Below are 16,754 nucleotides of genomic sequence, written 5' to 3' on the forward strand. Positions count from 1 at the left end.
ACTTACCCCCACCCCTAACCCCTCCCCACAAGGGGGAGGGGGACTTTGTCAGCGCCACCCTTGCAAAGGCGGCTTTCCTTTGACGAAGATGTCACCAGAATCCCCCTCCCCCTTGTGGGGAGGGGTTAGGGGTGGGGGGGCTTCGCCTCCCGGAAACGACCCTCAGCCCTTGGCCCGATCGGGATGCGCCCTGGCGAAGGCTTCGAGGCCTTCGCAGCGGCTGGCGATTTCGAGCATGCGCGGCAGGGCTGAGAGATCGACGTTCCAGCGCCGCGCATTGTAGACCTGCGGCACTAGGCAGAAATCGGCCATGCCGGGCGTGTCGCCATGGCAGAATGTGCCGGTCGCGGGATGGTCGAGCAGCTTATCGAACGCTGCCATGCCGTCGCCGATGAATTTCTGCATCCAGGCATCGCGCGCTGCCTCGCCGTCGCTTGTGACCCGCATCAGTTCGGCCACCACGCCGGTGTTGCAGACAGCGTGGATTTCCATGGCGATGGCGTAGGACAACTGGCGCACGCGCTGGCGTCCGACCGGGTCGGCAGGCAGGAAGCCGGCATGGCGGGTTTCGTCGAGATATTCGATGATTGCCAGCGACTGGGTGAAGGCGTGGCCGTCGATTTCCAGCACCGGCACCAGCCCTTGCGGGTTGCGCGCCAGGTGCTCGGATGATTTCTGACCCCTGGCCAGCAGGTCGACCGAAACCGAACGAAACTCCTGCCCCAGCATGTTGAGCGCGATGCGCACGCGGTAGCTCGCCGACGAGCGCCAGTAGTCGAACAGGACGGTTTCGGTCATCGTGGCTCAGGCCTTTCGTATCGGGTCACTGTCTGCTCGATGGCCCCGAATATCGAGTGGCCATCGGCATCGTCCATCTCGATACGGACCTGATCGCCGAACTTCAAGAACGGTGTAACGGGCGCACCTGCCTCGATCGTCTCGATCGTCCTGATCTCGGCGATGCAGGAATAGCCTGCACCTCCCGCCGAAATGGCCTTGCCCGCGCCGCCGTCGAGCTTGTTGGACACGGTACCCGAGCCGATGATCGTGCCGGCGCACAATGGCCGGGTCTTGGCGGCATGGGCGACCAGCGTCGGGAAATCGAAGGTCATGTCGACACCGGCATTCGCTCGCCCAAAAGCCTTGCCGTTGACGCCGACAAGCAACGGCAAATGCAGCTTGCCACCGTGCCAGGCGCTGCCCAGCTCGTCAGGACTGACAGCAACCGGCGAAAACGCCGTCGACGGTTTCGACTGGAAAAAGCCGAACCCCTTGGCGAGCTCCGCCGGGATCAGCCCGCGCAGCGACACGTCGTTGACCAGCATGACCAGCCGGATCGCCGCATGCGCCTCGTCGCGGCCAGCGCCCATCGCCACGTCATCGACAACGACCGCTACCTCGCCTTCGAGATCGATGCCCCAGGCCTCGTCGGCCATCGCGATCGGATCGCGGGGCCCGAGGAACGCGTCCGAGCCGCCCTGATAGATCAGCGGGTCGGTCCAGAAGCTTGCCGGCATCTCGGCACCCCTGGCCTTCCGCACCAGCTCGACATGGTTCACATAGGCCGAGCCGTCGGCCCACTGAAAAGCGCGCGGCAAGGGCGATGCCGCGTCATGTTCGTGGAAGCGCATTGTCGGCTGACTGCCGGTTTCGATACCCTCGGCGACAAGGGCGAGGCGTGGGCCGACATGGGCCCAGTCGTCGAGCGCTGACTGCAAGGTGCGGGCGATGTGGCCCACCTCCGAGCAGCGGGTGAGGTCTTTTGAGACGACGACAAGGCGGCCGTCGCGGGTGGAGTCTTTCAGCGTCGCGAGTTTCATGATCTTCCCGTCTTCACTTGATGCCCGGTGTGCCGTCGAACTTGCGTTCGAGACCATCCCAGCAATCGATGTAATTGTCCTGCAAAGTTTCCAGCTCGGCGGCGAATTTGGTCAGCTGCTGGGGAAAGCGCGTCTCGAACATGAAAGCCATGGTGTGGTCGAGCTTGACCGGCTTGAGCTCGCCGTTCGACGCTTTTTCAAAGCCCATGGCGTCAGGCCCGTGCGGCAGCATCATGTTGTGCAGGCTCATGCCGCCTGGCACGAAACCCTCCTCCTTGGCGTCGTACTGGCCGTAGATCAGTCCCATGAACTCGCTCATGATGTTGCGGTGATACCAGGGCGGGCGGAAACTGTGCTCGGCCACCAGCCATCGCGGCGGGAAGATGACGAAGTCGACATTGGCCGTGCCCGCTTCTTCCGTCGGGGCGGTCAGCACTGTGAAGATCGACGGATCGGGATGGTCAAACAGGATCGCGCCGACCGGCGAGAAGGTGCGCAGATCATATTTGAACGGCGCATAGTTGCCGTGCCAGGCGACAACGTCGAGCGGCGAATGGCCAATCTCGGTGACATGGAATTTGCCGCACCATTTGACGAGCACGCGGCACGGCGTTTCCTTGTCTTCATAGCTTGCTGTCGGCGTCTTGAAGTCGCGCGGATTGGCCAGGCAATTGGCCCCGATCGGGCCACGGTCGGGCATGGTGAACTTGGCGCCGTAGTTCTCGCAGATGTAGCCGCGCCGCGTCTCGCCCTCGCCGAGGCGCGAAACCTTGAACATCATGCCGCGCGGGATCAGGCAAATCTCCGAGGGCTCGACATCGATGATGCCCATCTCGGTGAAAATGCGGATCGATCCGACTTCGGGCACGATCAGCAGCTCGCCATCGGCATTGAAGAAATAGTCGTCGACCATGTCGTCGTTGAAGGCGTAGACATGCGCTGCCATCCCGACCTGGGTCATCGCGTCGCCTGCCGTCGTCATGGTGCGGATGCCCTCGATGAAGTTGAGCTTCTCCTTCGGCTGAGGCAGTGGCCCCCAGCGCAACTGGCCGAGCGCGAGCGAATGATCGTCAAGGCAAGGGGCTGTCTTCCAGTGCGGGTAGCTCGCGGCCGAAAAGCGCTTGGTATGGCGCACGCTCGGGCGGATGCGGTAGAGCCAGGAGCGCTCGTTGGTGCCGCGCGGCGCGGTAAAGGGCGAGCCTGAAAGCTGCTCGGCGTAGAGCCCGTAATTGCATTTCTGCGGGCTGTTCTGGCCCTGCGGCAGGGCACCGGGCAGCGCCTCGGTCTCGAAGTCGTTGCCAAAGCCAGGCATGTATTTCACGCCAGCCGCCGCGGCCACCTGCTTGTCGGTTTTGTCCAGCATGGCTTGCACCTCCCGTGAGCACATGAGATCGTCGAATTGGTTGCAATTGTAACCGTCGATTTTGTAACTATCAAAGGCTGTTCGATGCCCGCATCCTTCGATCTCGAGAGTTTTTTGCCCTACCGGCTCAACCGCGCCGCCGAGCTGATCAGCCTGAGCTTCGCACGCGAATACAAGCAGCGCTACCAGATCACGCGGCCTGAATGGCGCACGCTGGCGGCCCTTGGCAGTGTCGGGCGGATGACCGCCACCGAGGTCGGGGTGCATTCCAACATGCACAAGACCAAGGTCAGCCGCGCCGTGCGCGCGCTCGAACAGCGCCGTTGGCTGAAACGCACGGAAGACGATGCCGACCGCCGTGTCGAGCATCTGGAGCTGACCGCGCTTGGCCAGCAATCCTATCGCGAGATTGCAGCCCTTGCCCGTGCCTATCAGGCGAGCCTTGAGCAAACGCTTGGCCAAGGCGCGATCGAGCGCATCGAAGCTGGGCTTGCCGATGTCGAGATGGCGCTGCTGGCGAAGCGGCGATAGCTGGAGTTAGGCAGGCTGCTGCTTGGACCGCTCCCGCCTTCATTGAGGTCACGGCATGGATTCCCGACACTCTCCGCTCGTTTCACTCGCTCACGAGGTCGGGAATGACGAATTACAGGTGTCGCCTCGTCCAACCTTCGACGTCGGTGGTTGGCGGAAACGGATCATGATTGGCGGGAACGGCCAAGAAGCTCGTCATTCCCGACCTCGTGAGCGAGTGAAACGAGCGGAGAGTGTCGGGAATCCATGCCGTGACCTTAATGAAGGCGGGAGCGGTCCAGAAGACATCCGAGCAGGGATGCGAGATGGCGCTTGGGGCACTTGGCAACGACACGTCCCTACCCGATCGGCAACGCCCCGAACTGCTTGAGCGTGGTCAGCACGATCGACGTCTTGACGTGCTGCACGGCGTCGTGCGGCAACAGCACCTCGTTGACGAAGCGCGACAGGTCGGAAAGCCCGCGCACCACGACCTTCAGGTGGTAGTCCATCTCGCCGGTCAGCGAATACGCCTCCAGCACTTCGGGCAGGTCGTTGACCAGACGGGCGAAGCGCTGGGCATTGTCTCGGTTGTGGGTGGCCAGTGTCACCGAGATGACCACAAGCAGGTCGAGCCCCAGCTTCTCCCGATCCAACATCGCCTGATAGCCGCGGATGAAGCCGTCAGCCTCCAGCCGAACGCGACGGCGGGAGCACTGCGAGGCCGACAGGGCGATCTTTTCCGACAGCTCGTTGTTGGTTAGCCGCCCATCGCGCTGCAGCTCGCGCAGGATCTTGAGGTCGAACTGGTCGAGACCGTCAGCCATTGCATGCTTCTCCAACTTCATGCGCGTTTCATGCATAGATCGGCCCATATGGCATCAAAATGCAAGCACATTGCATCGAATGGGGAGCACAATATGCGTCACCTAGTTTTTGAGGAGGAATTTGCATGGGTCCGTTTCCGCACGATGCGCCGCCGGCCAAAATCAGTGCCGACAACCCCGCTGGCACCGACGGCTTCGAATTCGTCGAATTCGCCCATCCCGAGCCGGAGAAGCTCGAGGAACTGTTCGCCCGCATGGGTTATGCACCCGTTGCCCGTCACAGGACCAAAAACATCACCGTCTGGCGCCAGGGCGACATCAACTATCTGATCAATGCCGAGCCGGGCAGCCATGCCATGCGCTTCGTCGGCGAGCATGGTCCTTGCGCCGCCTCGATGGCCTGGCGCGTGGTCGATGCCAAGCATGCCTTCGATCATGCCGTTTCCAAGGGCGCTACGCCTTACACCGGCAACGACAGGGCCCTCGACGTGCCGGCGATTGTCGGCATCGGCGGCTCGCTGCTTTATTTCGTCGACAAATATCGCGCCAAGGGTTCGACCTATGCGGCTGATTTCGACTGGCTCGGCGAAGCCGATCCGAAGCCTGCGGGCGTTGGCTTCTATTTCCTCGACCACCTCACCCACAATGTCTATCGCGGCAACATGGACAAGTGGTGGGACTTCTACCGCGAGCTGTTCGGCTTCAAGCAGATCCATTTCTTCAACATCGACGGCCGTATCACTGGCCTGGTCAGCCGCGCGATCACCTCGCCCTGCGGCAAGATCCGCATCCCGCTGAACGAGTCCAAGGACGATACCAGCCAGATCGAGGAATATCTGAGGAAGTACAAGGGCGAAGGCATCCAGCACATCGCCGTTGGCACCGACGACATCTACAGCTCGACCGACAGGATCGCCGAAAAGGGCCTGAAGTTCATGCCCGGCCCGCCCGACACCTATTACGAGCTGTCGCACACCCGCGTGCATGGCCATGACGAGCCGATCGAACGGATGAAGAAATACGGCATCCTGATCGACGGCGAAGGCGTGATCGACGGCGGCACGACCAAGATCCTGCTGCAGATCTTCTCCAAGACCGTGATCGGACCGATCTTTTTCGAGTTCATCCAGCGCAAGGGTGACGAAGGCTTTGGCGAGGGCAACTTCCGCGCCCTGTTCGAGTCGATCGAAGAAGACCAGATCCGGCGCGGCGCGATCACCAACAACGCGGCGGCCTGAGTACCAAGGCCCGGTTTCTCGCGAAGCCGGGCCTCAGGTCGCGCGCTGCGTCGTGGCAGCCAGAATCCGCGCCCGGCGATATGCGTCCGGGATCGACAGCGCCCAGATAAACAGGCCACCGGCATGGCGGCCGATGAAGCTCTGGTCTGGCGTGGTCGTGGCGTAGGTGATCACCGAAAACAGCACCACGAAGAAGGCGAAGGCGAGCCCACGCGTGGCGTCGCGCGCAGCGACATGCCCTGCCCCCGGCAGAACGATCGCCAGCGCCAGCACGACATAGGGGTTGATCGGCTTGGCCATGGGAACCTCAGGCGGCTTCGTAGGTGGGGATCGCGGCTTGCGGTTCGGCCAGCGCCTCGCTCAGCGCCTTTGCCTCGGCGATGGCTAGCTTCACGAGATCTGGCGAGATCGCGGTAACCGGAAACTTGATCTGCCGCAGCACAAGATGCGCACCGGGCTCGCCTTGAGCGGCCTGGCGGATGATGCGCGTGCCGCGTGGCGTGATGACGGCTTCCTTGACTTGCGGATCGGCAAACAGGTTGCGGAACAGTGCAGAGATGCGCTCAACCTGCCATGGCGAAGCACTGCCGTCGCCGCGCATCAGCAGCGACGCGTCTGTCTCGGGCGGGGTCATCCATTCCGCCATGTCGTGGACCAGCGAATAATATTCGGCACCGGTCGGACGGGCGAGCGCGCCGATGGTCGGCCGTTTCTGCGCCCCGGTTTCGCTCAAGGTGACCCTCAGCCAAAGCTGCGGCAGGCGGCGGAAAACCATGGTGTCGACAATGAGCTCGACCTTGACCTGGCGGCCATCATCGAGGCGGCCGACAAGGGTCGGGAAATGATCAGGGCCGAAGGTGATGTGGGCATTGGCGAACAGCGCGGCCGCGTCATCGAGCAGGCCGTGGCGCTGTGCGAGGGCTGCGCGATGTTCGCTCAGTGCACGGGTGCCCATCCAGCCGCAGGAAATGGCGGCAAAGGCCGAAAGGGCAATGGTGGTGATCATCGGTGGCGCCTTGTTGGATGAGAGGCGGCGCGGGTTTGCGCCGCCTCTCCTGGCATGGTCAGTAGCCGACCGGCTTCGGCCAGGGCATGGTGAACTGGTCGCCGCGGCGCACGAACTGGTAGCGCCGGAAGTGGAACCAGAGCGATGCCACGATGTAGAAGCACATCATTGCGCTGAGCTGCGTGCCATAGCCGAGGAACACGGCGAAATAGGCGGTCGAGCACAGGATCAGCAGGACGATCGTCGGCAGCGGGTGGAACGGGTGGACATAGCCGCGCTTGATGGTGTCGAGCGGCCACTTGTTGCGGAACATGACCATGTTGAAGGTCATGAAGGTGTAGCCGAGCAGGCCCGACAGGATCGAGAAGGTCACGACCTGGTCGAGCGGTGCGCCGAGCGCGAAGATAAGCGCGATCGGAACCAGAAAGACGATGGCGCGGTAGGGCGTGCGGTAGACGGGATGCACGGCACCGAACCAGCTCGGCAGGTAGCGATCGCGGCCCATGGAGAACCAGGCGCGCGAGGCGTCGTTGATGCAGCCATTGGCCGAGGCCAGTGTGGCGAAAGTCGTGCCGACGAAGAGCAGGATCATCAGTCCTGAGTTGCCGGTGACGCGGGCGGCGTCGAACAGCGGGGTGCCGGCCTGACCGAGATATTCCCACGGGATAAGGCCCGAGCAGACATACCACGTCATGGTCGCCGCGATCAGCAGCGTCATGATGCCGGCCATGGTGCCGTAGGGCAGCGAACGCGCCGGCGAGCGCACTTCCTCGGCGGCCTGGCAGGTACCCTCAATGCCGAGATAGTACCACAGGCCGAAGTGAAGTGCCGCAACGATGCCGACCCAGCCATAAGGCAGCGGATCGTTGGTAACAGCCGAGAAATCGAGCGCCACGTTGGAAGCGCCGAACTGCACCGAGACGAACAGCGTGATGATCGCCATGAATGCGACCGCGGTGATGACCAGGTTGAAGGTCAGCGTCGCAAGCACGCCACGATAGTTGAGCCACGCCAAAAACATGATGGCGAGGATGATGAAGGGTTGCTGGTTGAGACCGGTATGGCCCTGCATGCCGGCCACCGTGTCAAGCAGGAAGCCGACGGTGATCGCGTTGGCCGCTTCCAGCATGGTGTAGGCCATGACAAGGAACAGTCCGACATTGAACGCCATGAGCGGGCCGACGATGTGCTTGGCCTGGGCGTACTGGCCGCCGGCCGCGGCAACCGTCGAGGTCACTTCGGAGTCGATCATGGCGACGCAGGTGTAGAGCAGGCCGGCGACCCAGCAGGCGATGAGGCCGGCGATCATGCCGCCTTTGCCGACCGAGAAGTTCCAGCCCATATATTCGCCGACCAGAACGATGCCGACGCCGAGCGCCCAGATATGGGCGGGGCCAAGCACGCGCAGCAGCTGAAGCCGCTCCGGCTCCGCCGTCGTTGATGTAACATTTGCCATCGTCGTCCCCTCAGAGTTCGTGGCGTTCTGCGGCCGCCTCGATCTCGCCTTCGCGAGACGAGATCAGCAGTTCGTTGTCGTAAGTCGTGTCGATGCGGACGAGGTCGATGAGCATCAGCACGCCGAACATGGCCGCGAGCGCCCAGGCCACATATTCAAGGATGTTCCAGGTATCCATCGTGGCCTCTCCCTAGTGCTTCTTTTTGCCGAAGCGTTCTTCGATGACTTCGCGGTATTCCCGGTCGGATAGCCGCACGACCATGACGAAGTAGCCGATGACCAGTACGGCCATGACGACCAGCGCGACCCAGCTGAAGCTGTAGTCGAACCGCGCGGTGATGATGTCATTGGCTGCTGCCGGGTCGGTGATGCCGAGGGCTGCCCATTGCTGCTGCTCGACGGCGTTCTGGCCGAGCGCCTCCCAGGTCGGATTGGCGATCGGGTTCGGCACTTTGACCGCGCCCGCCAGCCCCAGATAGAGCGGAATATAAAGCGCGCCGATGGTCAGCACGAGCAAGGTCACGACGTCGAAAATCTGGCCGGCGAGGCCCTGTTTCGGAGGTTTGTAAGCCATTGTCCGCTCCTTAGCCGCGACGCCGGCGCATCTCGTCGAGATGCTTGATGTCGAGGCCATAGATGAAGTGTTTGTCTTCGACGTAGTGGCGCAGCATGGCGACGATGGCCGCCGTGTTGAACGTCAGCACCAGACCGCAGGCGATCGACAGGATGACGCGAATGGCCGGGATCGAGATGTAGGACCAGATGTTGAACAGCGCGAACAACATGGTGCACCACAGCACCGCGACGAAAATCACGAGGCCCGCTCGATCACGGGCATGCATGCGGTCAATGCGCTGATCGAGAGTCGCAGCCTCGCGCTGCTGACTTAAAGTCGCTTCCATATTTCCTCCTCCATCAGGCCGTTTTCGGCTTCGTAATGGTTTGCCTCTGCGGGAAATTAATTTCCCTTGAGGAATGTCCGGCAAAGTTAATTTCCTGTCAAGTGACGACCGCGCGCAACTGTCGCATCGTGGCTTTCGACAGGGGCGCAATGGCATTGAAACGATTGGATTTTGTCGCCCCTGACAGGCTGTCGGAAATTTTACGCGGCAGGTCGGAAATGAGCGAGAAATGGTCGATGACAGTGCAGCACTTCGGCCGTGATGATCCAAGACGGTACTACTGGCGGTGCATGGCGGGTGTTAGCCCGGACGAAACGTCGTCCAACCCTAACCCAGCGAATGCGAGCCCATGCCTCACCAAAATGCTGCTCTTGCCACGCCCAAGCTCCCCTCTCCTGGCCTCGCCTTCGGCGATGTCTCCATCGAACTTTCGCCGCAGCAGGCACTGAAATTCGAGCCGGACAGGCGCGTTTTTCCTCGGGGTAGCAGGGTCTTCCTGACGCATCTGTCGAGTGCTGCCCTGCCGGTCCAGGTCGAGGCTTCGGCACGTCTCAAGGCGATGGGCTACAGCCCGGTGCCGCATCTGGCGGCACGCAATTTCGTTTCCGTCGCCGAGTTCATTCACCACCTCGAAGCCCATGGCCGCAACGGCATATCGCAGGCGCTGTTTTTGGGCGGCAACCCGCTGATCTCGTCAGGCCCGCTGACCGAGGCGGCGATGTTGCTTTCACACCCGGCGCTGGCGCAGAGCTCGATCCGCACCGCTTTCATCGGCGGCTATCCCGAGGGACATTCAGCGATCAGCCAGGACGCGCTCAGCGATGCGCTGAAACGTAAACTGGCGCGCTGCGCCGAGCTTGGCCTTGAGCCCAACATCGTTTCGCAATTCGCTTTCGACGGCGCGGTCATGGCTGGGTGGGCGCGGCGCCTGCAAGCAGAGCATCCGGCGCTTGCCGTCCGCATCGGCCTTGCCGGCGTCACCTCATTGCCGCAGCTGATCAAGTTCGCTGCAATGTGCGGCGTAGGCCCTTCGCTGGCCGCATTGAAGCGTTCGGGAACCGGGCTGTTCAATGTGTTGTCCGACCGCGATCCGGCGGAGCTCATCGAGACCATCGAGGCGGCCTATCCCGAGCCGGCTGGACCACTGGATATCCATTTCTTCCCGTTCGGCGGCTGGCAGAAAACCTCCGACTGGCTTGCGGCTTATCGCGGCAAGTGAGCATCAGACAGCATGAAGCGCCCGGCAGAACGACTGCCGGGCGCTTCGGTTTTTTGAACCTGTCGGCCTAAGAAACTAGCGCCAGTCCCAGACGAGCGCCGGTGTCTCGCGAAAGGCAAAACGGTCGATATGTTCCTGGAACGCGCCCTTGGCCGCGTCCAGCGCGGCATCATCAGCAGCGGTGATGCGGGCGACCAGCGCGTCGGCCCTCGACTCGACGATATAGGTGGTGGCGCCGAAGGTCATCGAGGTCCATTGCGGGCCGGCCGCGATATCAGGGTTGCGGTGGCTCCAGTGCTTCAAAAGCTGCGCCGCATATTTCGCCGCATTCAGCGTGGTCAAGGTAACGTTGGCTTCAGGCATATGTCGCCTCCTCTGGCGCTCTCGCTAATCTTGCAGGACGACCGTCGTCTTGCCATTGAGGAAGACGCGCTGTTCGACGTGGCTGCGGATGGCGCGGGCCAGCACCCAGCGCTCGATATCGCGGCCCTTGCGCACCAGCTCGTCGGCGGTGTCGATATGGCTGATGCGCTCGACGCCCTGCTCGATGATCGGACCTTCGTCGAGATCGCCGGTCACGTAATGAGCCGTCGCGCCGATCAGCTTGACCCCGCGCTCATGCGCCTGATGGTAGGGCTTGGCGCCCTTGAAGCCGGGCAGGAACGAATGGTGGATGTTGATGCAGCGCCCCGAGAGCGTTGCCGACATCTCGTCGGAGAACACCTGCATGTAGCGCGCGAGAACGACAAGGTCGGTGGCGGTTTCATCGATGAGGCGCAGCAGCACCTGTTCCTGCGCCTGCTTGGTGGCGGCGCTGACCGGCAGGTGATGGAACGGAACGCCGCCAAAGTCGATATGTGAGAAAGTCTCGGCCGGATGGTTGGAGACAATCGCAGCGATGTCGACGGGCAGTTCGCCGGTGCGCCAGCGGTAAAGCAGATCGACAAGGCAATGATCGAACTTGGACACCAGCAGCATGATGCGATGCTTGTGCCTGCGGTCGCGCACCGTCCATTCCATGCCGAAACGTCCGCCGACATCGGTCAGGCGCGCTTTCAGATGCTCGAGCTTCGCCGCATCGTCGTCGAAGCTGAAGACGATGCGCATGAAGAAGCGGTCGGTGCGCTCGTCGCCATATTGATGCGCCTCGGTGATGTCGCCTTGCTCCTCGCACAGGATGGCCGTGATGGCGGCGACAATGCCGCGCCGGTTGGGGCTCGACAGTGCCAGCACGAAAGAGGGCCTTTGGTCCGCCGACGTGAACGGCTCGGCCTTGCTCGCCGTGATCGGGGGTTCAACGACAATGTTCATGAACAAGATCCTGTTTGCGGCCGAAATCAGCGGGGGTCGACGTCGACCCTGAGGTCGAGCGCGTTGACGTCGGAGGGATAGAAGCCGGCAGCGCGCTTGTAGTCGTCGGCGATCTTCTGCAGCTCCTCGGCGGGGATGATGTCGTGGACGTGCTTGAAGCCGTTGGGCGCGCGCTCCTCGGCCATCACCATCACCCACTCAGGGCCCATCTTTTCGCGGTTGAGCGCGACAAGCGAATAGACCTCGTCGAGGCGCAGCTTTTCGTAGAGCGAGAGCGCCCGCACCGGATCTGCTTCTGTGACGAAGGAGATGGCGAGCGCGCGGACGTCGACGATGGCCTGCGACGCACCGCTGGAACCCGCCGGATGCATGGCATGAGCGGCATCGCCGATCATCGTCACCCGGCCGAATGTCCATTGCGGGATGCGGTCGCGGTCGACCTTTGGGAAAACATAGATTTCCTTGGCGCCGCGAATGATGCCGGGCACGTCGCACCAGTCGTAGGACCATTTCTCGAAGCGCGGCGCGACCTCGTCGATGGCGCAGACGCGGTTCCATTCCTCGCGCGGCATCGGCTTGTCCGGATCGACCGAATCCTCGGCGACGAAGTTGATTTCGGCTGAACCGCCGCGCAGTGCTTCGCCGCTCATCGGGTAGAACACCACCTTTTGCTGCCGGTGTCCGGCCATGAACATGGTCTGGCCGTCGAGGAAGCTTTTGGCATCGGTGACGCCGCGCCACATGATCTGGCCGGCAAAGCGTGGTTGCGCCTCTTCCGGATAGAAGAAACGGCGCACCGCCGAGTGGATGCCATCGGCCCCGATCAATATATCGCCGCGATAGCCGCCGATGGGCTTGCCACCCTTGGCATCGAGGAACTCTGCCGTGACGCCGGTGGCATCCTGGGTGAGCCGGTCGAAAAAATGCGACTGATGTATCTTGTCGGCACCGAGCCGTTCACGCACCGCCTGGAGCAACAGTCCCTGGAAGCGGCCGCGATTGATGCCGAATTGCGGCCAGAGATACCCGGCTTTCAGGCCGCGCGGCTCGGTCCATATCTGCTGGCCGTGCTTGTTGTAATAAGCAAGCTCCTGCATCGGCACGCCGATCGCCGCGAGGCGTTCGCCAAGACCAAGATTGGTCAGTTCCTTGACCGCGTTGGGCTGGAGGTTGATGCCGACGCCGAGTTCGCGGATTTCAGCCGCCGCCTCAAATACCTCGACATCGATACCGAGCGCATGCAGCCTGAGAGCCGCGGTCAGCCCGGCGATGCCGCCGCCTACGATGAGTGCCTTTGTCATGTTGCTTGTCCCGAAAATCAGTTGAGGCGCGCAGGAGGGTGGCGCACTTACATGGCGACCGAGTTGATCCGGTACTTTTGGGCGAGGTAGTGCTTGGCCATGTCGACGGCGGCCGCGGCGTCGCGGCAATAGGCGTCGGCGCCGACAGCGGCACTGAACTCCTCGTTGAGCGGGGCGCCGCCAACCAGCACGATGTAGTCCTCGCGCACGCCCTTTTCCTTCATCGTGTCGATGACGACCTTCATGTAGGGCATGGTCGTGGTCAAAAGCGCCGACAGGCCAAGGATATCGGGCTGGTGCTCTTCCAGCGCCCGCATATAGACGTCGGCATCGACATTGATGCCAAGGTCGACAACCTCGAGGCCGGCACCTTCCCACATCATGATGACGAGGTTCTTGCCGATATCGTGGATGTCGCCCTTGACCGTGCCAATGACAGCCTTGCCGACCGGCTTGGCACCGGTATTGGCGAGCAGCGGCTTGAGCAGCTTCATGCCAGCCTTCATGGCGTTGGCCGAAAGCAGCACTTCGGGCACAAACAAGATGCCGTCGCGGAAATCGACGCCGACGATGGTCATGCCGTCGACAAGCGCCTTCTGCAGCACTTCCGTTGCCGGCCAGCCGCGATCGAGCAGGATCTGCGTGCCTTCGGCGACCTCCTCGAGCAGACCGTCATACATGTCGGCATGCATCTGCGCGACGAGTTCTTCGTCCGGCAATTCCGAAAGGACGATGTCGTCCATGTCACCACTCATAGCCCACTCCCGAATACCTTGGGATGGCGCAATCGGCCATCGACAGGATCGTTGGTAGGCACTCAGAGGGTGCGGGCGAAGTCCCGAATGAGACCATCAAGCGGGCAGAAATGATGCGGTGAAATCAGTGCGATAGCGGCGACAGAACAAGCATCGACGCGCCCCGGAGAGCGCGCCGTTCCAGCTATCGATGACAGGTCTCAGGTGTTCTCGTTGAGCGAGGTCAAGAACATCGAAAACAGGTCGCGTTCCGCCGAGATGTAGAGCTTGTCGTAAATGCGCTTGCGGTGGTTGCGGATGGTGCCGATGCCTATCGACAGCTTCTCGGCCATGCGCTCGTTGGAATTGCCGAGCAGCATCAGCCGCACCATCTCGCGCTCGCGCGGGGTGAAGTCGGTCGGCTCGAAATCGTCGATCGCCTTGTCGATGTCGAGCGACGAGCGGACCTTGCCATTGACCTCGTAGGTGACGACGCTGAGGTCGCGCCCCCACAGGTCCGGGAAATCCATGCGGTCGATGTGGAACATGCCGAGATCGGTCTTGACCGACTTGCCATCGCCCTTGGTGCGCACGGTTTCGGCGGCACGGGCAAAGCCAGGGTTCTGTTTGCGCACCGACAGCCACGACTCGGACTCGTAGACGACGCGGCCAGCGCCATCACGGATCTGCACCGCCGACGGCAGCTGGAGGGCTGCGCTGCGCTCGGCCGGCGCGCCAAGCCAGGTCTGCGTCATCAGGTTTTGGATATGGACCTTGTGCAGCGCCAGCATGGCCGGAAACAGCGACAGGAATTTCGCCCGCTCGTCCATGTCGAACGGCGTTTCGCGCTCCAAAAACAGCGCGACGCAATTGCCGCCGAAGGCCGGCAGGAACATCACCATGACGTCCATGTCGCCGAGAAACGGCTTCAGCGCCGAATAGAAATCATCCTTGGCGAAATGGCTCGGCAGCGTGTCGGGGGTGACAAGGCCGGCAGTCTTGTAGCTGGTCCAGTAACGCAGCCATGGATCGAGGCGATAAAAGCCCTCGTCATAAAGCTTGTTGACCATGTCGAGGTCGACGGCGACCTGCGTCTGCGGACGCTTGCCGCAATGGATCAGCGCCGGTGGAACATGCGGTGAATAACGCACGACCCATTCGACGTCGGCAGCGACCTCGCGCTTGGCGACATCGATGAGCGGGCGATAGAATTCGGAGGTGCCTATCGATTGAATCGCACCAATCAGATCGTTGTACATGCCGTCCAATTTCCCAACCAAGGTACAAGGCGGAAAGCAAGGCCCAATTCTTCCATCGCTATCGCGTCAGCATAATGCGCAGTTCGGCGAAGCTTGGAAGCGTCTTTTCATACAATTGCAGACGTTTTGACGCCGCCTCGTCAATTGCCCCGTTCGGCGCGCCATTGTTCGAATTCTTTCAGCGACGCTTCGCTTGCCGGATAGAGCCCGATGATGCTGCGGCCCTCGCCGACTTTTTCGGCGGCAAAGCCCTCATAACAGGTCATTTCTTGCGCCTTTTCGGCGATTTCATTGGCCAAATAAGCGGGGATCACAACGACCCCGTCGCCATCGCCGACAATGATGTCGCCGGGATAGACCGCGACCCCGCCGCAGCCGATCGGCTGCTGCAGATCGACAGGGCTGAGTGCCACCGGCGTCGAACGTGGTGCCGGCGCCTGATGATAACAGGGGAAATCAAGCTTGCGGATATCGGGCGTGTCGCGAAAACCACCGTCGCTGACCGCACCGGCGACACCGCGTGCCTTGAGCCGCGCGATCATGATGTCGCCGGCCGAGCCTGCTTCCGCCACCCCGCCGCTGTCGATGACCAGCAGATGTCCCGCCGGGCATTCCTCGATGGCGCGCCGGTGCAAGAAGTCCGGCTTGGCGTAGTTGGTCATGGTGTCGAGATCTTCGCGCGACGGGATGAAGCGCAGCGTGAAAGCCTCGCCGACCACGCGATCGGCGCGCGTGTTGAGCGGCAGCACGCCGCGCATCACGCGATTGCGAAAGCCCTTCTGCAGCAGGCAAGTGGCCAGCGTCGAAACGCTGATTGCCCGCAGCCGCTCGCGGTTGAGCGCGGTAAGCGCTTCCATCAGGCGGCCTTCCCGCCGAGATGGGCAATGCCTTCGATCTCGATCAGGATCTCCGGCTTGGCCAACGAGCTGACCTCGACGAGCGAACATGCCGGAAAATCGCCTGAGAAAAACTCCTGGCGGGCCCTCCAGACCTGTTCGCGGTTGGCGATGCGGGTAACGAAGATCGTCAGCTTGACGATGTCGGCCATGGTGCCGCCGGCGGCTTCGACGAGGCCCTGAATCTTGGCAAAGACCGCCTTGGTCTGCTCATATTCATTGTCGCCCGAAACCTGCTCGGCATTGGCGAGCGAGCGCGCGGTCATGCCGGAGATGTAGGCGACATTGCCTGCGACCAGGCAGTTCGACCACATGCCGGCAGCCGGCTCAGGCGCAAGTGGTGACGTCACGCGGCGAAAACCCATAGTCCTGTCTCCTCCCAATATTCCGAAGCCTCAGCTTCGGCTTTCCGGCTGCTTGGCCAGCATGCCGCCGATCGTCTCGTCGGTGTGAAACACCGGCTTTTCGTAGTAGTGCGGGCCGTCATAGATCTCGATCAGCGTCGACTTCTTGCGCGCCACCGTCGGGCCATGCGGATGATCCTTGGGGTTCATGTAGAAGTCCCCAGCACGCAAGGTGAGGTTGCCGCCTGAATATTCGTATTCGCCTTCCAGGCAGTACATGAACTGGTTCGACGCATGCGAATGCGCCACCGGCACGCCACCGCCCTCGTTGAATTCGAGCAGCGCGATCGACGCGCCCGTCGCCGTGTTCTTGTGGAGGAAATACTGGCGGAAACCGTATTCGGGGAAGTCGATCCAGTTATCGGGGTCGAGCTTCGCGGTATGGATGAGGACTTCTAGCGTCACTGCCGGCATGCTCCTGCGCGCGCATCGGCCCGAAAATCGGAATCGATTTTCGGAAAGCACGATGCGTCAATTCAAAGTCCTGGAGCGTCCTTTGCGTCCGAAT

21 protein-coding genes are annotated in these 16,754 nt (G+C 62.1%); 3 read left to right on the forward strand and 18 right to left on the reverse strand.

Features of this window, described 5'->3' with window-relative positions:
- Positions 1–162: 162 nt before the first annotated feature.
- The 3 genes from maiA to hmgA are packed head-to-tail and all read right to left on the reverse strand — an operon-like array spanning position 163 to position 3,183.
- A complete protein-coding gene (gene maiA, locus AC1RTB_RS20715) occupies positions 163–798 on the reverse strand; it encodes a maleylacetoacetate isomerase (protein WP_492879283.1) in 636 nt (211 codons plus the stop codon).
- On the reverse strand, positions 795–1,820 hold the full coding sequence (locus AC1RTB_RS20720; RefSeq protein ID WP_492879285.1) for a fumarylacetoacetate hydrolase family protein: 1,026 nt from the start codon (positions 1,818–1,820) through the stop codon (positions 795–797). The genes maiA and AC1RTB_RS20720 overlap by 4 nt, the downstream gene beginning before the upstream one ends.
- A 13-nt stretch (positions 1,821–1,833) precedes the next feature.
- Positions 1,834–3,183 (reverse strand): homogentisate 1,2-dioxygenase, encoded by a 1,350-nt coding sequence (hmgA, locus tag AC1RTB_RS20725; protein ID WP_492879286.1) that lies wholly within the window; start codon positions 3,181–3,183, stop codon positions 1,834–1,836.
- 84 nt (positions 3,184–3,267) lie between these two features.
- On the opposite strand from hmgA, the gene AC1RTB_RS20730 reads away from it, so the two are divergent.
- Positions 3,268–3,714, forward strand: coding sequence for a MarR family winged helix-turn-helix transcriptional regulator (locus AC1RTB_RS20730; RefSeq protein ID WP_492879288.1), 447 nt, complete (start codon positions 3,268–3,270; stop codon positions 3,712–3,714).
- A gap of 338 nt (positions 3,715–4,052) precedes the next feature.
- On the opposite strand, the gene AC1RTB_RS20735 is transcribed toward AC1RTB_RS20730, so the two are convergent.
- Positions 4,053–4,520, reverse strand: a complete 468-nt coding sequence (locus AC1RTB_RS20735) for an Lrp/AsnC family transcriptional regulator (protein WP_476799877.1) — start codon at positions 4,518–4,520, stop codon at positions 4,053–4,055.
- Between the two features lie 125 nt (positions 4,521–4,645).
- Here AC1RTB_RS20735 and hppD point away from each other — a divergent pair, with 125 nt between their 5' ends.
- Positions 4,646–5,758, forward strand: coding sequence for a 4-hydroxyphenylpyruvate dioxygenase (gene hppD, locus AC1RTB_RS20740; protein ID WP_492879290.1), 1,113 nt, complete (start codon positions 4,646–4,648; stop codon positions 5,756–5,758).
- 33 nt (positions 5,759–5,791) lie between these two features.
- Here the strand turns inward: hppD and AC1RTB_RS20745 are convergent, their stop codons facing one another.
- The 6 genes from AC1RTB_RS20745 to AC1RTB_RS20770 are packed head-to-tail and all read right to left on the reverse strand — an operon-like array spanning position 5,792 to position 9,122.
- Positions 5,792–6,058 carry a hypothetical protein gene (locus AC1RTB_RS20745; RefSeq protein WP_492879292.1) on the reverse strand — a complete coding sequence of 89 codons (267 nt, stop codon included), beginning with the start codon at positions 6,056–6,058 and terminating at the stop codon, positions 5,792–5,794.
- A gap of 7 nt (positions 6,059–6,065) precedes the next feature.
- Complete coding sequence (locus tag AC1RTB_RS20750; RefSeq protein ID WP_492879294.1) at positions 6,066–6,764, reverse strand: hypothetical protein; 699 nt, start codon at positions 6,762–6,764, stop codon at positions 6,066–6,068.
- 58 nt (positions 6,765–6,822) lie between these two features.
- Positions 6,823–8,220 carry an APC family permease gene (locus tag AC1RTB_RS20755; protein WP_492879296.1) on the reverse strand — a complete coding sequence of 466 codons (1,398 nt, stop codon included), beginning with the start codon at positions 8,218–8,220 and terminating at the stop codon, positions 6,823–6,825.
- A 10-nt stretch (positions 8,221–8,230) separates the two neighbouring features.
- On the reverse strand, positions 8,231–8,398 hold the full coding sequence (locus AC1RTB_RS20760) for a hypothetical protein (protein ID WP_492879297.1): 168 nt from the start codon (positions 8,396–8,398) through the stop codon (positions 8,231–8,233).
- A 12-nt stretch (positions 8,399–8,410) separates the two neighbouring features.
- A complete protein-coding gene (locus tag AC1RTB_RS20765; protein ID WP_492879299.1) occupies positions 8,411–8,794 on the reverse strand; it encodes a hypothetical protein in 384 nt (127 codons plus the stop codon).
- Between the two features lie 10 nt (positions 8,795–8,804).
- Entirely contained in the window at positions 8,805–9,122 is a 318-nt protein-coding gene (locus AC1RTB_RS20770; RefSeq protein WP_492879301.1) for a hypothetical protein, read from the reverse strand.
- A gap of 349 nt (positions 9,123–9,471) precedes the next feature.
- Between AC1RTB_RS20770 and AC1RTB_RS20775 the strand changes: the two genes are divergently transcribed.
- Complete coding sequence (locus tag AC1RTB_RS20775; RefSeq protein ID WP_492879303.1) at positions 9,472–10,341, forward strand: methylenetetrahydrofolate reductase; 870 nt, start codon at positions 9,472–9,474, stop codon at positions 10,339–10,341.
- A gap of 75 nt (positions 10,342–10,416) precedes the next feature.
- Here the strand turns inward: AC1RTB_RS20775 and AC1RTB_RS20780 are convergent, their stop codons facing one another.
- From AC1RTB_RS20780 to AC1RTB_RS20815, 8 genes are all read right to left on the reverse strand, one after another.
- Positions 10,417–10,704, reverse strand: a complete 288-nt coding sequence (locus AC1RTB_RS20780) for a DUF2218 domain-containing protein (RefSeq protein ID WP_492879305.1) — start codon at positions 10,702–10,704, stop codon at positions 10,417–10,419.
- A gap of 24 nt (positions 10,705–10,728) precedes the next feature.
- Complete coding sequence (gene purU, locus AC1RTB_RS20785) at positions 10,729–11,652, reverse strand: formyltetrahydrofolate deformylase (RefSeq protein WP_492879307.1); 924 nt, start codon at positions 11,650–11,652, stop codon at positions 10,729–10,731.
- Between the two features lie 26 nt (positions 11,653–11,678).
- Positions 11,679–12,953, reverse strand: a complete 1,275-nt coding sequence (locus AC1RTB_RS20790; protein WP_492879309.1) for a flavin-dependent oxidoreductase — start codon at positions 12,951–12,953, stop codon at positions 11,679–11,681.
- A gap of 47 nt (positions 12,954–13,000) precedes the next feature.
- A complete protein-coding gene (locus AC1RTB_RS20795) occupies positions 13,001–13,708 on the reverse strand; it encodes a corrinoid protein (protein WP_492879311.1) in 708 nt (235 codons plus the stop codon).
- A gap of 200 nt (positions 13,709–13,908) precedes the next feature.
- Entirely contained in the window at positions 13,909–14,946 is a 1,038-nt protein-coding gene (locus tag AC1RTB_RS20800; RefSeq protein WP_492879313.1) for a response regulator transcription factor, read from the reverse strand.
- A gap of 140 nt (positions 14,947–15,086) precedes the next feature.
- On the reverse strand, positions 15,087–15,803 hold the full coding sequence (locus AC1RTB_RS20805) for a ribonuclease activity regulator RraA (RefSeq protein ID WP_492879315.1): 717 nt from the start codon (positions 15,801–15,803) through the stop codon (positions 15,087–15,089).
- Complete coding sequence (locus tag AC1RTB_RS20810; protein WP_492879317.1) at positions 15,803–16,207, reverse strand: RidA family protein; 405 nt, start codon at positions 16,205–16,207, stop codon at positions 15,803–15,805. Before AC1RTB_RS20810 ends, AC1RTB_RS20805 begins: the two co-directional genes overlap by 1 nt.
- A gap of 30 nt (positions 16,208–16,237) precedes the next feature.
- On the reverse strand, positions 16,238–16,651 hold the full coding sequence (locus AC1RTB_RS20815) for a cupin domain-containing protein (RefSeq protein WP_492879319.1): 414 nt from the start codon (positions 16,649–16,651) through the stop codon (positions 16,238–16,240).
- Positions 16,652–16,754: the final 103 nt, after the last annotated feature.

This window comes from Aminobacter sp. GW821-FHT11F06 (genome assembly GCF_058808215.1).